General features: G+C 52.7%; 20 protein-coding genes. 8 read left to right on the top strand and 12 right to left on the bottom strand.

What is annotated here, in order from left to right; translation table 11 throughout:
• Window positions 1-6: 6 nt before the first annotated feature.
• The 7 genes from DFER_RS28470 to DFER_RS28495 form a co-directional block, all read right to left on the bottom strand.
• A complete protein-coding gene (locus DFER_RS28470) occupies window positions 7-1,701 on the bottom strand; it encodes a RagB/SusD family nutrient uptake outer membrane protein (protein ID WP_015815133.1) in 1,695 nt (564 codons plus the stop codon).
• 10 nt (window positions 1,702-1,711) lie between these two features.
• Complete coding sequence (locus DFER_RS28475) at window positions 1,712-4,747, bottom strand: SusC/RagA family TonB-linked outer membrane protein (RefSeq protein ID WP_015815134.1); 3,036 nt, start codon at window positions 4,745-4,747, stop codon at window positions 1,712-1,714.
• 462 nt (window positions 4,748-5,209) lie between these two features.
• Window positions 5,210-5,443, bottom strand: a complete 234-nt coding sequence (locus DFER_RS28480; protein ID WP_015815135.1) for a hypothetical protein — start codon at window positions 5,441-5,443, stop codon at window positions 5,210-5,212.
• A gap of 3 nt (window positions 5,444-5,446) precedes the next feature.
• A complete protein-coding gene (locus DFER_RS28485) occupies window positions 5,447-5,911 on the bottom strand; it encodes a DUF6932 family protein (protein ID WP_015815136.1) in 465 nt (154 codons plus the stop codon).
• 44 nt (window positions 5,912-5,955) lie between these two features.
• Window positions 5,956-8,265 (bottom strand): ABC transporter permease, encoded by a 2,310-nt coding sequence (locus DFER_RS28490; protein ID WP_310586751.1) that lies wholly within the window; start codon window positions 8,263-8,265, stop codon window positions 5,956-5,958.
• Between the two features lie 9 nt (window positions 8,266-8,274).
• Window positions 8,275-8,499 (bottom strand): hypothetical protein, encoded by a 225-nt coding sequence (locus DFER_RS30800; protein WP_310586752.1) that lies wholly within the window; start codon window positions 8,497-8,499, stop codon window positions 8,275-8,277.
• A 13-nt stretch (window positions 8,500-8,512) separates the two neighbouring features.
• Window positions 8,513-9,187, bottom strand: a complete 675-nt coding sequence (locus DFER_RS28495; RefSeq protein ID WP_015815137.1) for an ABC transporter ATP-binding protein — start codon at window positions 9,185-9,187, stop codon at window positions 8,513-8,515.
• A 176-nt stretch (window positions 9,188-9,363) separates the two neighbouring features.
• Between DFER_RS28495 and DFER_RS28500 the strand changes: the two genes are divergently transcribed.
• On the top strand, window positions 9,364-10,059 hold the full coding sequence (locus DFER_RS28500) for an arylesterase (RefSeq protein WP_041735644.1): 696 nt from the start codon (window positions 9,364-9,366) through the stop codon (window positions 10,057-10,059).
• A 35-nt stretch (window positions 10,060-10,094) separates the two neighbouring features.
• Here the strand turns inward: DFER_RS28500 and DFER_RS28505 are convergent, their stop codons facing one another.
• Both DFER_RS28505 and DFER_RS29990 read right to left on the bottom strand, forming a co-directional pair.
• Window positions 10,095-10,646 carry a hypothetical protein gene (locus tag DFER_RS28505; RefSeq protein WP_015815139.1) on the bottom strand — a complete coding sequence of 184 codons (552 nt, stop codon included), beginning with the start codon at window positions 10,644-10,646 and terminating at the stop codon, window positions 10,095-10,097.
• A 75-nt stretch (window positions 10,647-10,721) separates the two neighbouring features.
• Window positions 10,722-10,886 carry a lmo0937 family membrane protein gene (locus DFER_RS29990; RefSeq protein WP_015815140.1) on the bottom strand — a complete coding sequence of 55 codons (165 nt, stop codon included), beginning with the start codon at window positions 10,884-10,886 and terminating at the stop codon, window positions 10,722-10,724.
• 225 nt (window positions 10,887-11,111) lie between these two features.
• Here DFER_RS29990 and DFER_RS28510 point away from each other — a divergent pair, with 225 nt between their 5' ends.
• The 6 genes from DFER_RS28510 to DFER_RS28535 all read left to right on the top strand — a co-directional run bounded on the left by DFER_RS28510 (window position 11,112) and on the right by DFER_RS28535 (window position 18,505).
• Window positions 11,112-11,930, top strand: coding sequence for an alpha/beta hydrolase (locus DFER_RS28510; RefSeq protein WP_015815141.1), 819 nt, complete (start codon window positions 11,112-11,114; stop codon window positions 11,928-11,930).
• A gap of 24 nt (window positions 11,931-11,954) precedes the next feature.
• On the top strand, window positions 11,955-13,202 hold the full coding sequence (locus DFER_RS28515) for a glucuronyl esterase domain-containing protein (protein WP_015815142.1): 1,248 nt from the start codon (window positions 11,955-11,957) through the stop codon (window positions 13,200-13,202).
• Between the two features lie 35 nt (window positions 13,203-13,237).
• Window positions 13,238-14,491 carry a sugar MFS transporter gene (locus DFER_RS28520; RefSeq protein ID WP_015815143.1) on the top strand — a complete coding sequence of 418 codons (1,254 nt, stop codon included), beginning with the start codon at window positions 13,238-13,240 and terminating at the stop codon, window positions 14,489-14,491.
• 311 nt (window positions 14,492-14,802) lie between these two features.
• Window positions 14,803-15,702, top strand: coding sequence for an ROK family protein (locus DFER_RS28525; RefSeq protein WP_015815144.1), 900 nt, complete (start codon window positions 14,803-14,805; stop codon window positions 15,700-15,702).
• A 148-nt stretch (window positions 15,703-15,850) separates the two neighbouring features.
• Complete coding sequence (locus DFER_RS28530) at window positions 15,851-17,047, top strand: acetyltransferase domain-containing protein (protein WP_015815145.1); 1,197 nt, start codon at window positions 15,851-15,853, stop codon at window positions 17,045-17,047.
• Between the two features lie 30 nt (window positions 17,048-17,077).
• Window positions 17,078-18,505 (top strand): alpha/beta hydrolase-fold protein, encoded by a 1,428-nt coding sequence (locus DFER_RS28535; RefSeq protein ID WP_015815146.1) that lies wholly within the window; start codon window positions 17,078-17,080, stop codon window positions 18,503-18,505.
• 3 nt (window positions 18,506-18,508) lie between these two features.
• On the opposite strand, the gene DFER_RS28540 is transcribed toward DFER_RS28535, so the two are convergent.
• The 3 genes from DFER_RS28540 to DFER_RS28545 are packed head-to-tail and all read right to left on the bottom strand — an operon-like array spanning window position 18,509 to window position 21,053.
• Window positions 18,509-18,925, bottom strand: a complete 417-nt coding sequence (locus DFER_RS28540) for an LIC_13387 family protein (protein WP_015815147.1) — start codon at window positions 18,923-18,925, stop codon at window positions 18,509-18,511.
• A gap of 21 nt (window positions 18,926-18,946) precedes the next feature.
• Window positions 18,947-19,471 (bottom strand): hypothetical protein, encoded by a 525-nt coding sequence (locus tag DFER_RS30650; RefSeq protein ID WP_015815148.1) that lies wholly within the window; start codon window positions 19,469-19,471, stop codon window positions 18,947-18,949.
• Window positions 19,425-21,053, bottom strand: coding sequence for an alpha-amylase family protein (locus tag DFER_RS28545; protein ID WP_229206131.1), 1,629 nt, complete (start codon window positions 21,051-21,053; stop codon window positions 19,425-19,427). Before DFER_RS28545 ends, DFER_RS30650 begins: the two co-directional genes overlap by 47 nt.
• A gap of 152 nt (window positions 21,054-21,205) precedes the next feature.
• Between DFER_RS28545 and DFER_RS28550 the strand changes: the two genes are divergently transcribed.
• Window positions 21,206-22,300 carry a BamA/TamA family outer membrane protein gene (locus DFER_RS28550; RefSeq protein WP_015815150.1) on the top strand — a complete coding sequence of 365 codons (1,095 nt, stop codon included), beginning with the start codon at window positions 21,206-21,208 and terminating at the stop codon, window positions 22,298-22,300.
• Window positions 22,301-22,302 lie beyond the last annotated feature (2 nt).

Consider the following 22,302-nt stretch of genomic DNA (forward strand, 5'->3'; position numbering starts at 1 on the left):
AAAAAATCAATATCCGTCATTCTGCTGCAAATAGCCAGGCAGGTTGGACGCGCCGTCGATGGCCGTTTGCGGGATCGGGAAGATGCGTTTCTTCACGTCTGCATTGGTTTTTTCGGTCCATTTGCCTTCATACTTGCCAAAGCGGATCATATCCGGGCGGCGCAGCATTTCCCAGTAGAACTCGAAACCGCGCTCACGGAAGAGCAGGTCGAGGGTCATGCTCGTTAATGCAGGCGGCGCGAGCGTTTTGGTACGTGAGGCACGTACGAGGTTAACGTCGGCCAGGGCACCTGCTGCGTCGTTACTTTTGCGGAGCTTGGCTTCGGCGCGCATGAGGTAAACGTCGGCCAGGCGCACGATCACGATATCCGCTTCTCCGCGGTTACGGCCCGTGTTCGACTTGCTGCTAAACTCGTATTTCTCCACGCGGTAGCCGGTGTTATAGTTGCTGCCTGCGGTGGTGAAGTCGATCATTTCGGAGAAACTTACCGGTAAATCGGAGCGGTTTCTGGTAACGTAGGTCAGTTTACCCACTTTCAGCTTGCCGTCGGGGCAGCGGAGGAATGCGCCGTTCACGCGCAATGCGCCGTATTGCTGGCCTCTGAGAATACCGCGGTTGATCTTATAATCCGCGTCGTTCACGCAGGTGTCGGCTGCATTGGTGTAAATCGACATGTTTTGCTGGTAAAAACGCGGGTCGCGGGATGGGTCCACGGCACCGTAAGCTTGCACCCAGGTTTGGTAGAAGTCCGAAGTGATGCCCGGGCCGTCGGTACCATTGGCCGCCGGGAATTCTGCCAGCGGGAACTGGTCACCCGAGATCGAGAAATAGGCCATGCGGTTATGTCCGTTCAGATCGGCACGCTGGTCTACCGCGAAAATAAGCTCTTCGTTGGTATGGTTATCGTTGCCGAAAATCGCGAAATAATCCGGGGAAAGTTTCGCCTGGCCCGAGTTGATCACCTTGTCGGTATACTGGATCACCTTGTCCATATCCTCCGCCTTAAAGTCGAAGGTAGGCGCGTAAATGTTACGGTACACTGCCGCATTGAGATACAAACGTGCCAGCAAGCTCCACACGGCAGCCTGGTTGAGCCGGCCGGGGCCTACGGTAGCTTTCGGGCGCAAAACGGGTTCCACGGCCAGGAATTCGCTCTCAATGTATTTCACAGCTTCGTCGCCGCGGATGATCTTCGAAGTCGTTCCCGGCTCCTCCTTCACGAACGCAATGCCGAATAGGTCGAGCATCACCATATTGTAGTAGGCGCGCATTCCGCGTGCTTCGGCCGTGTAAAGTGCCGTATTGGGCGAAGTGGCGGTTTTCAGGCCTTCAATGGCCGTGATACACCTTGAAATGGATTGTACCAACTGGTTCCAGGTGTTGTTCACATTCGGGTCGGTGCTGGTGGTGTTGTGGGCGTGCAATGCGAGGTAAATGCCGTTGTCGCCCCAGTCGGTGCCGCCGCGGTAGGGAAGGATCGCCTCGTCGGTCGAGATTTCCTGCAATGCGAAGTAGGTCGTGTGCTGGAACAGGTTCGGCAGCAATGCGTACGTGGGCGCCAGCAAGCCGTTGACGGTTTCTTCTTCTGAAAGTTTCGCGCTCAGCGTTTCGTCCAGTACTTGTTCTTTCAGGTCGGTACAGGCGTTACTCAGCATGAGCAGGCCGGCCACCGTGAATATGGTTGTTAATTTCTTCTTCATGGGTCAATAATTAAAATCCAAGATTGATCGAGAATATGACGGTTCTTGCTTTCGGATAGCTCAGGTAGTCGATACCGTAGGAGGTAATGCCTGCGATAGAGCGGTCGTTGCTCACCTCTGGATCGAAGCCGTTGTATTTCGTCCATACAGCCAGGTTTTGGCCGGTTACCGAAATACGGGCCGTTTGTACCCACCGGTTGATGCCCAGCTTCGCCGTGTTGAGGTTATAGCCAAGCACCAGGTTGTTCAATCTCAGGAACGCCCCGCTTTTGAGATACCTGGTCGACACCAATGCCGCGTTGTTCACCGATTCCGATGGTTCCGAAAGCGCTTCCGGCGTCACGTTCACGCCTTTGGAAAGTTTGAGTTTGTAAAAATTCGAGTTCGCTGTGTTGTCGTACACTTTGTTGCCGGCAACGCCATTGAAATTGGCCGAAAGATCGAAGCCCTTGAAACTCACATTACCATTGAAATTGTACATGCGGGTAGGCAATGCAGTACCGGCCACCACCCGGTCGGCGTCGTTCACGATGCCGTTTCCATCCACGTCACGGAATTTGCTGATGCCGTTTTCGTCAAAACCGATGAAGTCTTTCAGGTAGAACGAACCGATCGCCTCGCCGTTGATATAGCCGTTGATGGTCGCCGAAGTAAGCCCGGAACCCTGTGCGGAACCCGATGGAATCACGGAGTAAGGAGAGTTTTCGACGCGGTTTTTGATGAAAGTGATATTACCGCCAACTGAATACCGCAGCCCGTTTTCCAATGCATTGCGGTAGTTCAGATCTACTTCCATACCCTGGTTAATGATCTGCATGTCAGGCACGTTGGTCCAGAATGTGCCGGCTGGCTGCACCGGGTCGGCAGGGATCACTTCCAGCAGCATTTTTTCGGAAACCTTTCTGAAATAATCGACTTCCCCGCTCAAAGCACCTTTGAACAAGCCGAAATCCAAACCAACGTCGGTTTGCTTAGACACTTCCCATTGAATGTTGGGGTTTGCCAGACGCGTGTACGTGGTACCTCCTGGATAGGTGTTGCCGCCATCAAGCGGATAACTGGCCGATCCGGAAACGACCGAGGTAAAGCGCGCCTGGGTGATTTTCGAAGGAATTTCCTGGTTACCCGTCGATCCCCAGCCTGCACGGAGTTTCAGTTCCGAGAAAGGCGACGATTTCATGAAGGGCTCTTCGGAAATCCTCCAACCCAATGAGAATGAGGGGAATGATCCGTATTTGTTGTTCGATCCGAATTTCGACGAACCGTCGATACGCAATGTGGCGGTAACGAGGTATTTGTCTTTGAAACCGTAGCTCGCGCGGCCGAAGAACGATTGCAGCTCATTGATCGTCGCGAACCCGCCCGGCTGGTTCAGCACCAGTGAAAGGTCCTGGCCTAGCCCAGGGTTGTAAATCGGCTCGATGTCCGAGATCGGGAATTTGTTAATGCTGAAATTCCGGCTCTGGATAAAAATGTGCTGGTACGAATGGCCTATCAATGCATTCAAACTGTGCATTTTCGAGTTCAGCGTGTAGGTCAGGTAGTTCTCGATCAGCTTGTTGGTGTTGCGCAGGCCGTAGTTTTCCAAACGGCCGATTTCCGCCGGGATTGTGCTGGGTAACAGCTGTTTGTCCTGCGTAGCCGTGGAATTGTCTATACCGAAGTTCAGCTTGTAAACCAATCCATCGATGATTTTCACCGAAGGCGAAATGCTGGCAAGCACGCGGTTGGTCGTGAGCACTTCCTTATATTGGTTCAATGCGAACAACGGGTTCGTGAAATCCTCATAACGGGCGATCTCGCCGTTCGCGTCGAACGGCGAATAGGTCGGGTTGATCGTGAGTGCGCTACCAATTACGTTCGGGATATTCGGACGGTTGTTTTTCGTATTGGTTGCATTCAGGTTCACGTCCAGCGTCACGCGGTCTTCAAACAGCTTTTGCGAAAGGTTCACGCGACCGGTGTAGCGGTTTTGCTGGCTGTTTTTGAGGATACCCTGTTGCTTTTGCGAGCCGAATGAGGCGTAATAGGTCATTTTTTCGCTGCCTCCGCCGATGGAAATGTTGTGGTTATGCGTGGTAGCGGTGCGGAAAATCTCCTTCTGCCAGTCGGTATCCGCCTTGCCGTCGGCCACGGTGGCTCCCAGTTTAGCCGCTTCTGCGAGGAATTCCGGTCCCGAAAGCACGTCCATTGGCCGCGCTACATTAGAAATGCCCAGGCTACCCGAATAGGTTACTGCTGCCTGGCCCGACTTGCCTTTTTTGGTCGTGATCAGGATTACCCCGTTCGCACCGCGAGCACCGTAAATGGCTGTTGCCGAGGCATCTTTCAGTACGTCGATCGACTCAATGTCCTGCGGGTTGAGGAAGTTCAGCGGGTTGGTATCGCCGCCGGTGCCGCTGTTATCCAGCGCCATCCCGTCGACGACGAACAACGGCGTGCTGCCCGTGCGCACACCGCCCGGACCGCGTACCGTGATGTTCGTCTTGCCGCCGGGCTCGCCCGTTGCCGAGGTAATGTTCACACCCGATACCTTGCCTTGCAGCAATTGCTCGGGCGAGTTGATGATCCCTTGGTTAAACTCGGCGCTTTTCAGCGACTTCACCGAGCCGGTAATGTCTTTTTTGGTGGTGCTGCCGTAGCCGACTACCACCACCTCGCTCAGGTTGGACGCGGATTCTTTCAGTTTGACTTCAATGGAAGCCGCATTGCTTTCCGTGAGCAAAAAGTCTTTCAAAGACTGCTTTTCAAAACCGATATAGCTGAATTCGAGGTTATAACGTGTGCCGGTTTGGAGATTGGCAAAGCTGAAAACGCCGGATTCATTAGTCGTTGCGCCTTGCTTGTTTCCGCCATCTACGTCGGAGATGACCACGGTTACGCCGGGCAGTCCTTCGGACGAACCTTCCGTGACCACTTTGCCCGTAAGCGTTACTTCCTGCATGCGGGTCATGTTGGTTTCAACATGTTTTCGGGGCTGGCCTTCGGGAACCGGTATCTCGGCTGCGGCAATCGCATGGAGGCCACAAACGGCCGTCACCTGCATAAGGCAGTTTCGGAATATCCCGGTCCTGACTGATAGAGTCGAAGTTTTTCTCATAGTCGTGGATTATTGGATTTTACGGTGAATAGTAATGAGGACGTTGATTGATTTTTAGTCATAAGAGGAAAATTTAAGGTCTTGAAATACAAGATTACAATTGTATTTTTAAAATAATTAATTGAAATAAGTTTATATCTAATGCAAACGTTTGAAATTCTGTGCAAACGTTTGAAAAAATATGAAGATTAATTTGGATGAAATTGATAACTATCGTCAGGGTGTAGGAATAATGATTTTAAATCGTCCCAAAGTCTAATCGGGAAAAGAAAAGTTGCATTAAAGCCACATTTCAGGACCAAAAATGGGATCGGCAGAAAGAATAAACGCAGGAATGCGGATTAAGGAATTGTTAAATCATCGCACAGGAATAGGACGCGGGAAGGGAAATCGAGTAGGGGACGGCGGTTAGGCGGCGCTATCGGAAATGACAACTTTCAGGGTTAATCCACGAGATTTCAGCAGTTCATCGAGCTCTTGCTGATGTTCGGCTAGCAGTTCTTCATATTGCCTGACGATTAAGCCTGAGTCACCCCCATCGCGATGCATTTGCAGGGTCTGATTGGTTAGCGCTACGAGTTCGATGAGCCGCGTTACGCGCAAACCCCAGTCTTCCAGATCTTCAATCATTTCTAGCTCCATGACTCAATAGTTTAGCTGTATAAATCCTTTTGATTGCCTTTTCCGGGAGTCCTTGGCAAACTCGTGTCTCCATTGGATAGAGTCCATCTGAGTGTAAATAAACTCTTTGCGATCCATCGGATAGTTTTTTACATAGTAACCGTCCAAACGCAGACTTCGGTCACGGCTTAAAACTCGAAGACTATTCAGCAGGTTCTCGTTCCTGCTGAAAGTTGCGGAGTCAATAAATGTCACAAAGTCAATGTCGCCAGGGTTGAGTTTCCTGGTTACGAAACTGCCATCTATCCACTGGTGAAAGCCCGTGCCGATAATGGCAATCAACGTTTCCATGTACACAGAAAAGTTTTCGAAAATCAGCCGCCTTGTTTCAGAGTGCGGAAATGCATCCACAAACTCCGCCTTGAACGTAAACCAGTCAGTTTGTATAACGTCGTACGGCTTCAAGTTGCCGCTGATATCAAATTGCAAATCGTGTGTGAATTTTTAGTTTAAAGATAACCAAAAATAAAACACTAAACATCCTGCCGCAACACTTCCAGCGGTGGGCGGGACAAGATGCCGCGGCTATTGAGCAAACCGATAATGACAGTTAGCAACGAGACGAAAAGAAAGATCAAGGCGATCGGCCAGAGCTCAGGGTTGAATTCGGATTCGAAGTTAAATTTTGCCAGGGCGAAACTGCCGATCACGGCGATCAGGATGCCGGTGAAGGCGGCGAGGGCGCCGAGGAAGAAGTATTCCAGCGAGGTGATCACGAATATCTGTTTGCGGCTGGCGCCCAATGTGCGCAAAAGGACACTTTCCTGAATGCGCTGGTATTTGCTGATCATCACCGAAGCGATCAGAACGATCAGGCCTGTCAGAATGCTGAAACCGGCCATGAAGCGGATCACAAAGCCGATTTTGTTGAAAATATCGTCCAAAACCCGCAAAACAAGGGCGAGGTCGATGATGGAAATGTTGGGATATTCCCTTACCAATGCCTGCTGGAACTGTGCGGAGATCTCGGGGTTGGGCACGTGTGTGAGCATGGCGTGGAACTGCGGTGCGTCTTCAAGGACGCCGGTCGGGAATACCACCAGGAAGTTCGTGCGGACTTCACTCCAGTTTACTTCCCGGAAGCTGGCAATGCTTGTGTTCATAATGGTCCCCTGCACGTTGAAAACCAGCGTGTCGCCCAGTTCGAGGCGGCTTCTTTCCGCGAAACCCTGCTCGACGGAAATGGGGATCAATGCGTCGGAAGGGTTGTAAGTACCCTGCCATTTTCCTTTGGTGATCTTTTCCGAAGAGGTCGTAGAATCGCGGAATGTGACGCGGTACTCACGGCCGAAAATGCGGCGCGACTGCTCGGCGGTGGTGTCGCCTTCGAAATCAGAGGCGGTTTTGCCATTCACTTCTTCGAGCCGCATGTTCACGATCGGAACGCTCTGGTTAATGGGTACGTTCTGCGCTTTCGCAATGCGGAGCACGCCGTCTTTCTGGTGACTCTGAATGTCGAAAAGCACCATATTAGGCTGATTGTCGCTCCCCGAAAGCTTCACACGGTTGAGCAGGATGGTTTGGATAAAAAACAGCGTGCATATCAGTGACGTGCCGAGGCCTACCGATACGATCAGGATGGTAGTCTGGTTATTGGGACGGTACAAATTGGCAAGTCCCTGGCGCCAGAGGTAGCTCCAAGAAGTGGGGAAAAACCGGCGTACGAGCCACATGAGCAGACTTGCGATGCCGAACAAAATCAGGAACGAGGCCAGGATGCTGCCCGTAAATACCAGTGCCTGCACCCAGGTTTGCATTTGGAGAAACGAAAACCCGAATATGAACAGGACAATCAGCCCGTACAATGCCCAGCTTACCGCGTCGCGTTCGGGATGGGAGGCGTCGGAGGCCGAGCGGAGGACGTTCAAAGGAGATACTTTGCGGATTGATACGAGCGGCGGCAATGCAAAAAGGATCGAAATCAGCACGCCAATGGCCAGTCCCTGACCGATGGCCGGCCAGGAGATGTCGGTGGTGAGGTCAAATGGAAGCAGGTCTTGCAGCACAACCGGCAAAAATTGCTGGATCACCGTACCCAGGATTGTGCCGAGAATGGTGCCGATCAACCCTATGCCGGCAATTTGAATGAGGTAAATCATGAATGCCTGAGAGGCTTTTACGCCGAGGCAGCGAAGTATGGCAATGGAATTGAGCTTCTCGCGTACGTAAATGTGTATCGCGCTCGCCACGCCTATGCACCCGAGGAGCAATGCCACAAATCCCACCAGCGACAAAAAACGGGTCAGGTCACGGAAGGAGCGTCCGGTATCTTCTTTCTGGCTCTGAACGGTGTTGAAGTCAAGGTCGTAGCGTTCGAATTTCGGTTCCAGCGTTTTAACCATCTTCTCGACATCCGTTTTTGCAGGATATTTGAAATAATACCTGTACCCGACGCGGCTGCCTTTCTGCATGAGGCCCGTTTGATCGAGAAAGCGCATCGGAATGTACACAACCGGCGCTACGGAGGCGGTAATGCCGGTGGAGCCGGGCGCTTTTTCCAGCACACCCGCAATGGCGAACGTCACCTCGCCGATCCGGATCGAATCGCCGACCTGCGCGCGGTATTGGAGCATGAGTGTTTGGTCCACCAGCGCCTCCTGGCGGTCGCGGAAGGTCTTTTCAGCCGATACGGGAATCGTTTCCAGCTTTCCGTAATAGGGGAAATCGCCGGCTAGCGCCTTCACCTGTGTAAGCCTGCTGCCGCCGCCTTTGTTGAAATAAACCATCGAAGCGAATGCTCGTTCTTCCGAGCGCACTTTGCCCAGCGAATCCACAAAGGCCATCGCCTTTCCTTAAATCTTTTTGCCGCTGTAAATGGATAAATCGGCGCCGATGAGCGTCGCCGCCTGGCTGTCGATATTCTCGCGGAGGTTATCGCCCAGCGAATAAATGGCCACCAGCGCCGCGATGCCGAGGATAATGGAAGATATGAACAGGGCCAGCCGCGCACGGTTTTTCCGACTGTCGCGCCAGGCCATTTGCAGTAACCAGGAAAATTTGATCGTATTGGGGTTCATCGGGGAATCACGGTTAGCTTGCCTCCACAATTTTTCCGCCCTTAATGCGGATAATGCGCTGGGTTTTGGCAGCGAGTTCGAGGTCGTGCGTGACCACCACCAGCGTAGTGCCGGCCTCGCGGTTGAGGTCGAAAAGCAGCTTTACCACTTTTTCACTCGTTTCGGCATCGAGGTTGCCGGTCGGCTCGTCGGCGAACAGGATTTGCGGCTGGTTCGAGAATGCACGGGCGAGCGATACGCGCTGCTGTTCCCCGCCGCTGAGCTGGGTGGGATAATGGTGGCTGCGTTCGGCCAGGCCCACTTTGTCGAGCAGGTCGAGGGCGCGCTGTTTCACATTCTTTTCACCGCGCAGCTCCATCGGCACCATTACGTTTTCCAAAGCCGTGAGCGTCGGGAGCAGCTGGAAATTCTGGAAGATAAATCCGACATACTGGTTACGCACGGCGGCAAGCTGGTCTTCGTTCAGCCCGTTGAGGCGGGTTCCGTGCAGCTCTACGCTGCCAGATGTAGACCGGTCGAGCCCGGCGCAGAGGCCCAGAAGCGTCGTTTTACCGCTTCCGGAAGGGCCCACAATGGAGACGATCGAGCCGGTTTCGATGGAAAAACTGATATTGTCGAGGACTTTGAGGGTGCGGTCACCGCTTTTGTATATTTTACTGACTTCGTGCAGATCGAGTATGGTATTCATCAATCGTTTTTTCTTTTATGTTTGCGTGGTGCTCGTACCGGCAACCGCGGAAGACCTAATTTGGGCCTTTTCGGCATTTGCTTCTCATAAATATAGTTTAAACGGTGTATAAATGAGCGTGAATGGCCGGGTATGCGTTTTTTAACTACAAATTTTGTACCCTTTCGATACCTACTATGATCGCAGTGCGTCATTTCAAAACATTTGTAACATTATCCCTGCTCGCGACCGTACTGTTTTCGTGCGGCGGCGAGAAAAAAGAGGAGGCGGCTCAGGATGCCGGTTCCACACAAACTGCGGCAAAAGCAACGCCCGCGAAAAAGAAAACGATCGTTTTTTTTGGCAACAGCCTCACCGCCGGTTACGGCCTCGATGATCCGTCACAGGCATTTGCCGGACTGATCCAGAAACGCATCGACTCGCTCGGCCTGAACTACAAGGTCATCAATGCCGGAGTGAGCGGTGAAACCACATCGGGCGGGAATAGCCGCATCGACTGGCTGCTCAAACAACCGCTCGACGTTTTCGTTCTCGAACTAGGCGGCAACGACGGCCTGCGGGGCATTCCGGTTTCAGAAACGAAGAAAAACCTGCAAGAGATCCTGGACAAGGTAAAGGCGAAATATCCGGATGCGAAACGCGTGCTGGCAGGAATGCAAATCCCGCCAAACATGGGCCAGAAATACGCAACGGAATTTAAAGAAGTATATGCTGATCTTGCCGAGAAGAACGATGTAACGCTCATCCCATTCCTGCTCGAAGGGGTGGGAGGCGAGTCCAAACTGAACCAGTCCGACGGCATTCACCCCACCGCGGAAGGGCACAAGATACTGGCCGAAAATGTGTGGATAAGGATTAAAGACATATTATAACAAAGAACCCGCTCGCTGGCGGGTTCTTTGCTTTTTCAGACTGTATAATTTTCGTTGCCGTGGAGTTGCCGGGCGCCGTAGCGGTTCCAGGCTTCGATGATCTCCATCCGGTCCTCGATTGTATGCGGGGTAAACGAAATGATCGTTTCGCCCGCGCGAATGCTCGATTCAAACGCTTCTGCGTGTTCTTTGGGAACGCCGCGGTTGTGCAATGCGCCCACAATGCCACCTGTGAGGCCACCGGCGCCGGCACCCGTCAATGCGGCCAACAGCGGCCCGGCCACGGCAATGCCCAGGCCCGGGATGATCACTGTCGTCCCGATGGCGATCAATGCGCCGGCAATCGCCCCGGCGGTGCCGCCGATCGCCGATCCGATACCCGCATTTTCCAAGGTGGAATGCGCGGGTTTTTCATCCTCGATCTCCTGATGATGTACACGATGCGTTTCGTCCGACACGATCACATTGATCTCGTCGGGCTTATAGCCGCGGTACATTAGCTCGTCGAACGCTTTCTGGGCATCCAGTCGGCTGGCAAATGCCGCATTCACGAGTGAAGGATAATTGTATTCAACTTTTGTTTCCATGATTTTCCTGGTTTAAAAAAGCCCGGAACGCTCGATGACTTGCGTTCCGGGCTGCAATGCCGAATGGAGGTTTTGCTATACTACCCTGTCACCGCGTATCACGCGCAGGATAATGGCGATCACCGCGATCACCAGCAGAATGTGAATGATGTTTCCTAATCCAAAACTTGCAAAGCCGAAATAGCCGATCAGCCAAAGGATCACCAGGATGACCGCTATCGTATAAAGGAGATTTCCCATCGTTGTAAAATTTTGAGTTAGAGTTAATTTAGATATAGCAGGATTATATCAATTTAAATGCCAGGCACATTCCCGCAGCTCAAAACGGGATATTTCCACGGTTTCTACAATATTTGCGTCGTTCGCGGCTGTTACTCCGTCCAGTTGTAGAAAATTTTCTCAAAAAACGGATGGTACCGGCCGGCACTTGTCGTCATTTTCCCGATTCCCTTTCCATTCTTTACAATGAAAAAAGCATTTCTCTCGCTCCTCGTATTTGTTTTGTTTGCGCTTAGCCAGGTTCACGCCGCCCGGGTGGACACCGTGGAGGTGAACAGCGCGACCATGAAAAAAAGCCTTAAAGTGGTGGTAGTGCGGCCTGCGGCTTACGATGCCGGCAAGGAGTTCCCCGTGGTTTACCTCCTGCATGGGTACAGCGGCAACCACGCCAACTGGATCACGAAAGCGCCCAACATCCAGAAAGCCGCCGACCAGTATAACATGATCATCGTGTGCCCCAACGGCGGTTTCAGCAGCTGGTATTGGGATAGTCCTGTGGACCCGCAGTCGCAGTTTGAGACCTATGTTTCCAAAGAGCTGGTATCCTATGTGGACCAGCATTATAAGACGGTCAAGGACCGCAAGGGCCGGGGGATTACCGGGTTGAGCATGGGCGGACATGGCGCTTTGTACCTCGCATTCCGGCACCAGGACGTGTACGGAACGGCGGGCAGCATGAGCGGCGGCGTGGATATCCGCCCGTTCCCCAACAATTGGGACATGGCCAAGCGCCTGGGCAGCTACGCCGAGCAGCCCGAAAGATGGGAGAAGAATACGGTCATTAATATGCTCCATTTGCTAACGCCTAACTCCCTCTCGCTCATTATTGACTGTGGCACCGACGATTTCTTCTACGGCGTGAACCAAAACCTACACGAGCAGCTCGAATACCGCAAGATCCCGCATGACTACATTTCACGCCCCGGTGCGCACAACTGGCCATACTGGGAAAATGCAGTCCAGCATCAATTGCTCTTTATGCACAATTACTTCAATAAGAAATAATCGTCAATTTGCATTAACAGGCTCATGATGAGGATATTGTTTCTTGTAGTCACCTGGTGTCTCGTTGTTTTTCCAAAACTTTCACATGCCCAGGATGTGCAGCGACTGCCCGATCCGCTTCTTTTTAATAATGGTAAAAAGGTAAAATCTGCGAAAGACTGGGAGCGCAGGCGGCAGGAAATCCGCGAAACGATGACCCGGGAAATGTACGGAGCCGCACCGCAGCAGCCGAAAAACATGCGGTTCGAGGTTTTTGATCTTGACAAAAATGCGCTGGGCGGTAAAGCCACGCGTAAGCAAGTGACGATCCATATTACCGAAAAAGGGAGGCAAGCGAAGTTCGATCTGCTGATTTACATTCCAAATCAAGCCAAACAGCCTGTGCCGGCTATTATCGGCCTCAATTTCATCGGTAACCAGGCCATTCACCCCGATCCGGGGATTAAGCTCACCACTGCCTGGGTGGAGAACAGCCGGATGTTCCCGTGCGGGGCCGACGGCAGAGCTACCGATGCTTGCCGGGGTGTAAATGCCTCGCAATGGGCTGTGGACAGCATTCTCGCACGCGGGTATGCGCTCGTGACGCTGTACCGTGAGGAGGTCGCTTCCGACCGGAAGGCACAGGCATTTCAAACGGGCATTCACCCGCTCTACCCCGAATTGCAACAGCGGGAGGATAATTTCGGGACGATTGCTGCCTGGGCATGGGCGCTCAGCCGCGGGCTGGATTACCTCGAAACGGACAGGGATATTGATGCGAAACGAGTAGCCGTGTTCGGTTTTTCGCGGTTGGGCAAGGCTGCGCTCTGGGCCGGTGCAACCGACCGCCGTTTTGCTGCCGTGCTGAGCAATGAGTCGGGGGCGGGTGGCGGAAAGCAGTTCCGCCGTGGTGTGGGTGAGGACATCAACCGCCTTTGCACGGCATTCCCGCACTGGTTCGCCAGGAATTTTGCGCATTATAGAGGAAAAGATTCCGAACTGCCGTTCGATCAGCATTTCGTCCTTTCGCTCATTGCTCCGCGACCCGTATACCTTGCAACCGCCGAAGACGATAAGAATTCCGATCCGCAGGGTGAGTTTGCCACCGCGCGGGCTGCGGATGCTGTGTACCGTTTTCTCGGGACGAACGGTTTTCCGGACGGGGCGTTTCCGCCGTTGAATCAGCCCCTGATGGGCCAAATCGGCTTTCATATCCGGCCGGGAGGGCATGATGTTAAAATGTTCGACTGGATACAGATTTTAAATTTCTCTGATTTACATTTGCAAAAATAGACCGAACCTAATATTTAATTTTACTATTCAGCTAAATGAGCAACCATTCCTCCGCCGGCACCGTTCACGCCTCCCCGCCCAAGTTCACCGACAAAAAATACCTGGTTACGCTGGTATTCGTCACCTCCCTTTTCATGTTTTGGGGAATCGCCATTACGATGGGGGACGTGCTCAACAAGCATTTCCAGAAAGTGCTGAGCCTGACCAAGACGCAGTCGGCGTTCGTGCAGTTTGCCATTTTCGGGGCTTACTTCATCATGGGTATCCCGGCGGGCTTGTTCATGAAGCGTTTTGGTTATAAGAGCGGCGTGTTACTCGGCTTGTCGCTGTTTGCGTTGGGTTCGTTTCTGTTTGTTCCGGCTGCAAGCACCGCTTCATTTCCATTCTTTGGCATCGCGCTTTTCATTCTGGGCTGCGGCTTGGCAACGCTCGAAACCGTCGCGCACCCGTTTGTAGCATCGCTGGGCGACCAGCGTACCAGCGACCAGCGCATTAATTTTGCCCAGGCATTCAATGCATTAGGTGCGATCCTCGGGCCGGCTATCGGCGGTTTCTTCCTGTTTCGCGACCATATCGAAGGCAGTACCGACCTCACCTCGGTGCGTAACCTGTATATCGCCATCGGTTCGGTGATTGCGCTGATCGCCCTGGCGTTTTCGTTCGTGAAAGTGCCTGCGCTCATCGACCCGCATGCGGCGGATGTTGACCCGGATGCGGTCAACGTGGATTCGGAGCCGGGTAAAACGCTTTTTCAACACCGTCATTTTGTGTGGGCCGTCATTGCCCAGTTCTTCAATGTGGCGGCGCAGGGCGGCACGTGGGCATTTTTTATCAACTACGGGCACGAGAAAATGGGCTTCTCCGATGCGGTGGCGGCCAACTATATGATCGGTTTCATGGCGCTCATGCTTGCCGGCCGTTTCGTGGGTACTTTCCTGATGCGCTTCATTGCTCCGCATACCTTGCTGGCGATCTTTGCATTCAGTAACATCGTGATGTGCCTCATTATCGCGCAGGCGTGGGGATGGCCGTCGTTCATTGCGCTGATGATGCTCAACTTCTTTTTCAGCATCATGTTCCCGACGATTTTTAGTCTCGGTCTCAAAAACCTGGGCCCGCACACGCAGCAGGGCTCCTCATTTATCGCGATGGGCGTAGCCGGAGGGGCATTTTTCCCGTTCCTGATGGGCGCGGTGGCAGAAACCAATGTGGCGCACGCGTACTATCTGCCGATCATCTGCTATTCGGTGATCTTCCTGTTTGGATATAAATTTTATAAAGCACATTAAGGGACTTCGGCCGTCGGCTATCGGCATTCGGCTTTTCGGTTACTTGTAAAGTCATCAGTTGAAAGCCGGCGGCAGATTTGGATAAAATCTTATTAAAATATTAAGGGACTTCGGCTGTCGGCTATCAGCATTCGGCTTTTCGGTTACTTGTAAAGTCATCAGTTGAAAGCCGGCGGCCGATTCGGATAGAATTATTAGTAATATTAAGGGACTTCGGCTGTCGGCTATCAGCTATCGGCATTTGGCTTACTTGTAAACATCAGCCGAAAGCCGACGGCCGACTGCCGAAGTATTATAACAACACATAACAAATGAAACTCTGGGGAATCGACTTAGGAGGTACTAAAATAGAATGTGCAGTGCTGGATCCCGAAAGGAATCTGGAAGTGGTGGTGCGAATGCGCGTGCCGACGGAATCGGTGAATGGTTACGACCACATTTTGTCGCAGATCAAAAAGCTGATCGACATGGTGGCCGAGCAGGTGGGCGAACGGCCGCGGAAGATCGGTTTTGCGACCCCGGGCGTGCTTGAACCGGATTCGCAGCTGATGAAAAATTCCAATACGACCTGCCTGAACGGCATGCCGTTGAAGACCGATCTTGAAAAAATCCTGGGCGTGCCCTGCGAGCTGGCTAATGACGCCAACTGTTTCGCATTGGCCGAAGCGCTGATGGGAGCCGGTAAGGATTACCACGGAGCCGAAGTGGTGTTTGGGGTGATCATGGGCACGGGTGTCGGCGGCGGACTGGTAGTGAACAACAAAATCATCGGCGGGCATCACGGAATCGGTGGCGAATGGGGCCACAATATCCTCGAAGAAGGTGGAGAACCGTGCTATTGCGGGAAGTCTGGCTGTGTGGAACAGGTGATTTCAGGCCCCGCGTTGGAGCGTTTCTACGAGCGCGCGAGCGGGGAGAAGGTTTCGATGAAAACCGTTCTCGAAAGATACCACGCCGGCAACGACGAACACGCGAAGGCGACGATCGAAAGATTGCTCGAATATTACGGTCGCGCGGTATCGACGCTGATCAACGTGGTTGACCCCAATCTGATCGTGATCGGTGGCGGTGTAGGCAATATCGACCTGCTTTACACGGCCGGGTACGAGCGCATCCGCAAATATATTTTCAACAAAGGAATTGTAACTACGCCGATTGTGAAGCCCAAACTGGGCGATAGCGCGGGTGTTTTCGGAGCAGCATTACTGTAACTAATCCCGACTTTTGTGATCCCGGCAATGCGCGGCATTTTTGTTGCCCGTTGCCGGGATTTTTGTTGCCTGTTGTGTGATAACTATCAGCAGTAAATCAGTAATTTATGGGGCTTCTTAGGTCAGTTGTTATCAACTTTTATTAGTCATGTATACCACCACCAGTACCCTCACCAACCGTATCCGGTCGATCGACACCGTGCGGGGCCTGATCATCATCATCATGGCCCTCGACCACGTCAGGGACTTCTTTCACATTGCCGGCGCCACCGGCGACCCCACCGACCTGGCCACCACAACGCCCGCATTGTTTTTCACGCGTTGGATCACGCATTACTGCGCGCCAAGTTTCATGATGCTTTCGGGCCTGTCCGCTTATTTATCGGGCATTAACAAGACGCCGGGCGAGAAATCATCTTTCCTCATCAAGCGCGGTTTCTGGCTTATTCTCGTGGAAATGGTGTTCATGACCTTCGCATTTACATTCGATATTTATTACAAAACGCTCTTTTTCGCCGTATTCTGGGCGCTGGGCGGCGCAATGATCGTGCTCGGCATCGCGGTGCGTTTTGCATCGCCGAAAACGATCCTCATCCTGGGGCTGGCGCTGGTGCTCGGGCACAACCTGCTGGATTACGTGAAATTGCAGGAGAATTCCACTGCGGACATTCTGTTGCGCATATTCTTCACCGGTAGGGGCACGTTCCTGCCACGGCCCGATGGCGGCGCGATCGTCTTTCTGTACGTGATTTTCCCCTGGGCGGGCATTATGATGTCGGGGTATGGGCTTGGCATGCTCTACAAGCGCAATGCCGATCCGCAGCGGCGCAGGAAGCTGCTATTGTGGACCGGCGCGGCGCTGACGGCGTTGTTTGTGCTATTGAGATTCATCAATGGCTATGGCGATCCTGCTCCCTGGTCGTCACAGGACACCGCCGCCAAAACTTTCATATCCTTCTTCAACGTGACCAAATATCCGCCTTCGCTGCTATTCACGCTCATGACGCAGGGGCCGATACTCATCCTGCTCGCCCTGACCGAGCAAACGGACAATGCATTCAGCCGCATCTGCACAGTGTATGGCCGGGTGCCGTTCTTCTTTTTCCTCGTGCATTTTTATGTAATCCATATCATGACGATGGTGACCGTCTTCCTGTCCGGCTACACCTGGCAGCAGGCTACGGACGATAGCCTGTTTTTCAAATTCCGGCCTAATGAATTCGGCTACCCGCTCAGGCAAACTTATCTGATCTGGATTTTAATTGTGGTAGCGCTCTATTGGCCCTGCAAATGGTATGGCGAATACCGGGCCCGTAAGCGCACCTGGTGGCTCAGCTATTTGTAAGTTTAGTTTTTAATTAAAATACACACCTGTATGAAGCATCTTCTGCTCCTGTTTTGCTTTTTCACATCCATTGCAGCCAATGCCCAGCCGCCGGAGGAAAGTTACCCCATGGACCCCGCTTCCGAAGAGCACGCGCGCGTGCCGAAAGGCGAAGTATTGAAATTTGTATTTGACCAATCCAAAATATTCCCCGGTACCTGGCGAGAATACTGGGTGTACGTGCCTGCGCAATACAAGCCCGACGCGCCCGCGTGTGTGTATGTGAACCAGGATGGCATTCAATGGAATGCCCCGACGGTGTTTGATAACCTCATTCACCAGAAGGAAATGCCGGTGACAATCGGCGTGTTTGTGATGCATGGCCGCGTGAAAGCCGCCAATCCCGACGGAGCCAACGACCGTTTCAACCGCAGTTTCGAATACGATGGCCTGGGCGATGCCTATGCGCGGTTTATCCTCGAAGAAATCCTGCCCGAAGTAGAAAAGCAGAAGACGAGCGATGGCCGGCCGATCCGCCTTTCAAAAAACGGCAACGACCGCGCGATAGGCGGGTCGAGCAGCGGGGCGGTATGCGCATTCACGGCAGCGTGGGAGCGGCCCGATGCATTTTCGCGCGTTTTTAGCGCCATAGGTACTTACGTAGGCCTCCGGGGCGCCGACCGCTACCCGACATTAGTCCGGAAAGTAGCGCCCAAGCCTATTCGCATTTACATGCAGGACGGCGCCAATGACCTCAATATTTACGCCGGCGACTGGTGGATGGCGAACCAAACAATGCTGCGAGCGCTTACATTCGCGGGCTACGAAGTCACGCACAAATGGGGCGAGGGAGGCCACAATGGCAAACATGGCACGGCGCTTTTTCCCGAGGCCATGCGCTATTTATGGAAAGGCTGGCCGGAAAAAGTAAAAACCGGCGAATCGGAGAATGCGACGCTGGCTGCATTGCTGATTTCGGGAGAGGGATGGAAGGAAACAAAGAACGCATTTCCGATCGTTGGGAAACCGACATCGTCCAGTGTAAATTCCTTAAAGACACTCAAAGCAGTGGGTGCCGCCCTTTCACCTGATCAGACATTGGTTTACACCATTGACTCATCACACTGGGTACACGCCTCGCAGATTCAACCCAATGGAAAACTGGCACACAGGCAGCGATTCGGGTGGCTGCACGTGACTGATGATGATAACAAAGCGGGTGCTTCCGGCATTATTTGCGACCGGGAAGGCCGGATTTATGTAGCCACCAACATGGGCGTGCAAATACTCGATCAGACCGGGCGTGTGAATGCCATTTTACCCTTGCCGGCGGGAATGGTAACCAAAATTGCATTCGGCGGAGCAGATTCGGACGTGCTGAATGTAGAAATCAGTGGCAAAGATTATGGCCGCAAACTGAGGACCAGCGGCATTCGGGTAGGAGAAGCGCCCAACAAGCCGAACGCTCCCAAATTGTAGCAACTATCCGTTCAGGAAAATGGCGAGGATGATGAGCGCCCCCGCGGCGAGGCTGATGAAGCCTGCAAACGGGAAGAAATACACGAATTCAATGGCGCCCATGGCGACGTAGCCGATCCCGATGGGTGTGAGCACCTTGCGGGCAATGTCGTGGTAGCTGTCGGAATACCGTGCGGCGGAGAGAATGAGCGCTATCGACATGCCATATACGACAAACAGGATCAGGCCGTAACCTTCGAAATAGTCGCCCATGCTCCGCATTACGCCCATAAACTCGAACTCCGGGCCGGTCATTTGCCGGATCACCTCCTGTTTGACGGGATCAGGGGTTTCTTTCCACGAAAAATGACCAAAAAAATGCCCGATTAAATGCACGGCGATACACAGCGCAGCAAGGCGCAGAACGAGTTTGGGTTTCATAGGGGTGGCGTTCGATTTAGTTTACCATTCCATCACAATGCTTTCAAACTCCGCCAAACGGGCGAGCGAGACACTGATCGTGCCCTCTTTCCAGGTAAAGTTCAAAGGCTTGCGATCCGTCAATGTAAACACTTTTTGCGGTTTTTGCGACAGCCTTATCCTGAATTGTAAGTTGCTCAACGGCAACGGTTCAAAATAGGTATTTCCACTGAAACCGGTGAGGTTGATCAGGTGCAAGATTTGGCCGTCAGAAGTAGTTTTAGCGCTGTTTTCGGGGGTATTTTTAGTAAATTCCTTCAATACCGTTTCTACCCGCGCCGGCGCGTTTGTTTGGAAATTTTGTGCGGTTTCAGGCAGCAAATGGTGCACCATATCCAGCAAAAGGTTTTTGTGCTCCTGGTAGCCGTGCATGTAGTAAATCCGGCCCAGATTAACGGGGAAAATCGCCGCTTTGCTCTTCGGATGGTTTTTAATACCCAATGCAAAATAACCTGTGCGATCATGCCCGCCGATGATCTCGGGCGGGCCGGGGCGGCCTTTTGCCAACACCGGGCAATAGCTTCTGGTCTGCGCCGGAGAGGTCGTAAAGGCCGAGATTGAATTTCCAGAAGAGCATGCTCTGGCCTTTGAAGCTCTTGAAAATGCCCCGGTCGTCGGGAACGAGGTAGTTGCCGGCGCCATCATTATCCTTCTTCTCGATTTTCGCGCCGAAAAGGGCTTCCAGCGTTTCAGGACTGTCCCACAATGCGCGGTTGGTGGCGATCAGGTGGGTGCCTTGCTGGCTGGCTTCTTTCAAGATACGGATCGCCTCCGGTTTGAGATAGGTGATTTCGGGGAGGATAATCAGCTGGTAGCCTTTCATTTTTTCTTCCAGATGGGAAATCTGGCCGTCTTCCACGATGTCGAACGGGATGTGCGCCTCGCGGAGCATCAGCTGGATGCCGCGGTATTCCTGCATGGGCTCGCCGCTAGGCCAGGCGCCGGGCGCTACCACCGCTATTTTTGCCACTGATTTGTATTTACCAAAATAGGCCTCGTTCTTTTTGTGAAAACCATATACTTTCCTGAAAACCGGGAAATTTCGCTCGTCCTCATACCCGCGCATATCGCCCATCATGCTCATATCCAGGCCCGAACCGTTCGCAATATTCTCATACAGTCTGATCCGGGTTTCTTCCGGCTCCACGGCATTGTACCGCGACTGGAAGGAAATCTGCTGAATGCTCGCATTGCTGATAATGTGGTCGGGGAATGAGTTCACGGCATTTCCAACGTTGTCCGACGCCGTGTAGGGCCAATAGGGCAGGGTGGTCATGCTTTGAGACTCGTGGCGGATAATGTCCACAAACTTGTCGGAATAGGTGCAAATCGCGATCTGCTCATTTTTGGATTTCACGAGCTTGTGCAGCCGCTCGGACCAGTCTTCGACCGTCGCTTTCTTGAATTCCAGGTATTTCTGGAAAAGCGGGTCGGCTTTGTTTTCTTCGACAGGCAGTGCTTTGCCGCCGCTATATTCGGCGAAACGCTTTCTATCATACTCATTCTGATCAATGCCGTGGTATTTGCCTTCGTATGGGTTATTGACCTGGTAACCGGGCATATTCAGGAAAATACCGTCTATCGGGAAGGTATTGATCACCTCCTCGATGATCCTGAATGCCTTTTCCTGCACATAGGGTGCATTAATGGACACTACATACATATCCGTATTGATGATGCGTTCACCCTTTGGGGAAATGTAGCACCAGTCGGGGTGGGCTTTGAAAATGCTTTCATGCACGCGGCTGAAATCAAAGCGGACGATCACTTTAATGCTCTTCTCGTGGCATTTGCGGACGATATCGGCCAGCACATTATTGTCTTTGAGATAGGGGTTGCGATAGTGGAAATCCAGTTTGGTCGGATAGAATGCCATGATTCCTCCGGCATTGATTAACAGGGTGTTAGCTGAGCATGCGACGAGGTCCGTTACAATGGAATCGGCGTTGATCGTCGCTGCCTCGTAGGCGGGGAGGTTCATTTGAATGACCCTGAGGTTGTTCCTTTTCCACCAGAGGTCGGCCTTGTTTTGTGCCAGCAGGCAAGTTGTATGCAGTAGGAAATAAAAGAGTAAAATGCGGTTTTTCATTCCGGGGATAATGGTTTGAAGCAAAAGAAGGCTCCTGCGGGGCATCTACTTGAAGCTTGCGGATTGATTTTTATATTCACGATTTAAAACAACACTCTCATCTAAACGGTAGCGCATTGAGGAAAAAGCATCTGTTCCTGACCGGCCTCTTGATGGCAATTCAGGTTTCGCAGGCATATGCGCAGGACGGCTGGTTCAGGCGTTTTGTACAAAAAACAATTTCAGATACGACGGGCGAAGGAAAATCGAGCTTTCGCGTGTACCCTACATTGGGTTACGCGCCCGAGACGAGCGTGGAGGTGGGGCTGTCCTCGCTGCTGCTTTTTCAGGCCAAAGGCGATACGCTCAACCGCCTGAGCGAAGTAGCGGCATTTACATTCGTCACGCTCGAAGGACAGTACGGTATTTGGCTCGACAATGCAATTTACGGGGATAAAGACAAGTGGTTCTTCCTCGGACGGACGCGTTTCCAGCGCTTCCCCTTGCTGTATTACGGGATCGGGCACACCACGCCCGAAGCCGAGCCGGCATTGATCGACGCGAACTACCTGCTTTTCCGGCAACGCGTGCTCCGGCGCATCAGGCCGAACTTCTTTATCGGCCCGGAAGTCGACTATCAGCAGCTATATAATGCGAAATTCAAACAGCCCGAGGGTCATTTCTATGACGAGCCGAAGGGTAGCCAAGGCACGCTCAATATCGGCCTGGGAGCGGCGGTGGTGTATGATAACCGCCATAATGTGCTCAATGTCCGCAAAGGTTTGTTTGGGGAATTGTCTTTTCTGAAATACAACCGTTCGCTCGCCAGCGACTATAATTTCCAGGGCTTTAACCTGGATGTCCGCAGTTCGCACCCGCTAACACGCCGGAATGTATTGGCCTGGCAGATCTACGGTAACTTTTTTACGGGTAATGTGCCATTTAATCAAATGGCTCTGATGGGCGGGGAAATGATCATGCGCGGTTACTATTATGGTCGCTACCGCGACAAAAACATGCTGGCCACGCAGGTAGAGCATCGCTGGCTGCCGTTCGGGTTCAGCAAGCGGTTTGGCGGCGCGGTATTCGCGGGAGCGGCAGTGGTAGGGCCGAAGATCGGTTCGCTTACACCCGCGCGGGCACGGCTGTCTGGCGGCGTTGGTCTGAGATATTTATTGTTTCCCAAAAAAGACATTTTCCTGCGGCTGGACGTCGGTTTTACGAAGGACGGACCCGGTTTTTACCTTTTTACAGGCGAAGCGTTTTAGTG

Origin of the sequence: Dyadobacter fermentans DSM 18053, from assembly GCF_000023125.1 — a bacterium.
Lineage (GTDB): Bacteria > Bacteroidota > Bacteroidia > Cytophagales > Spirosomataceae > Dyadobacter > Dyadobacter fermentans.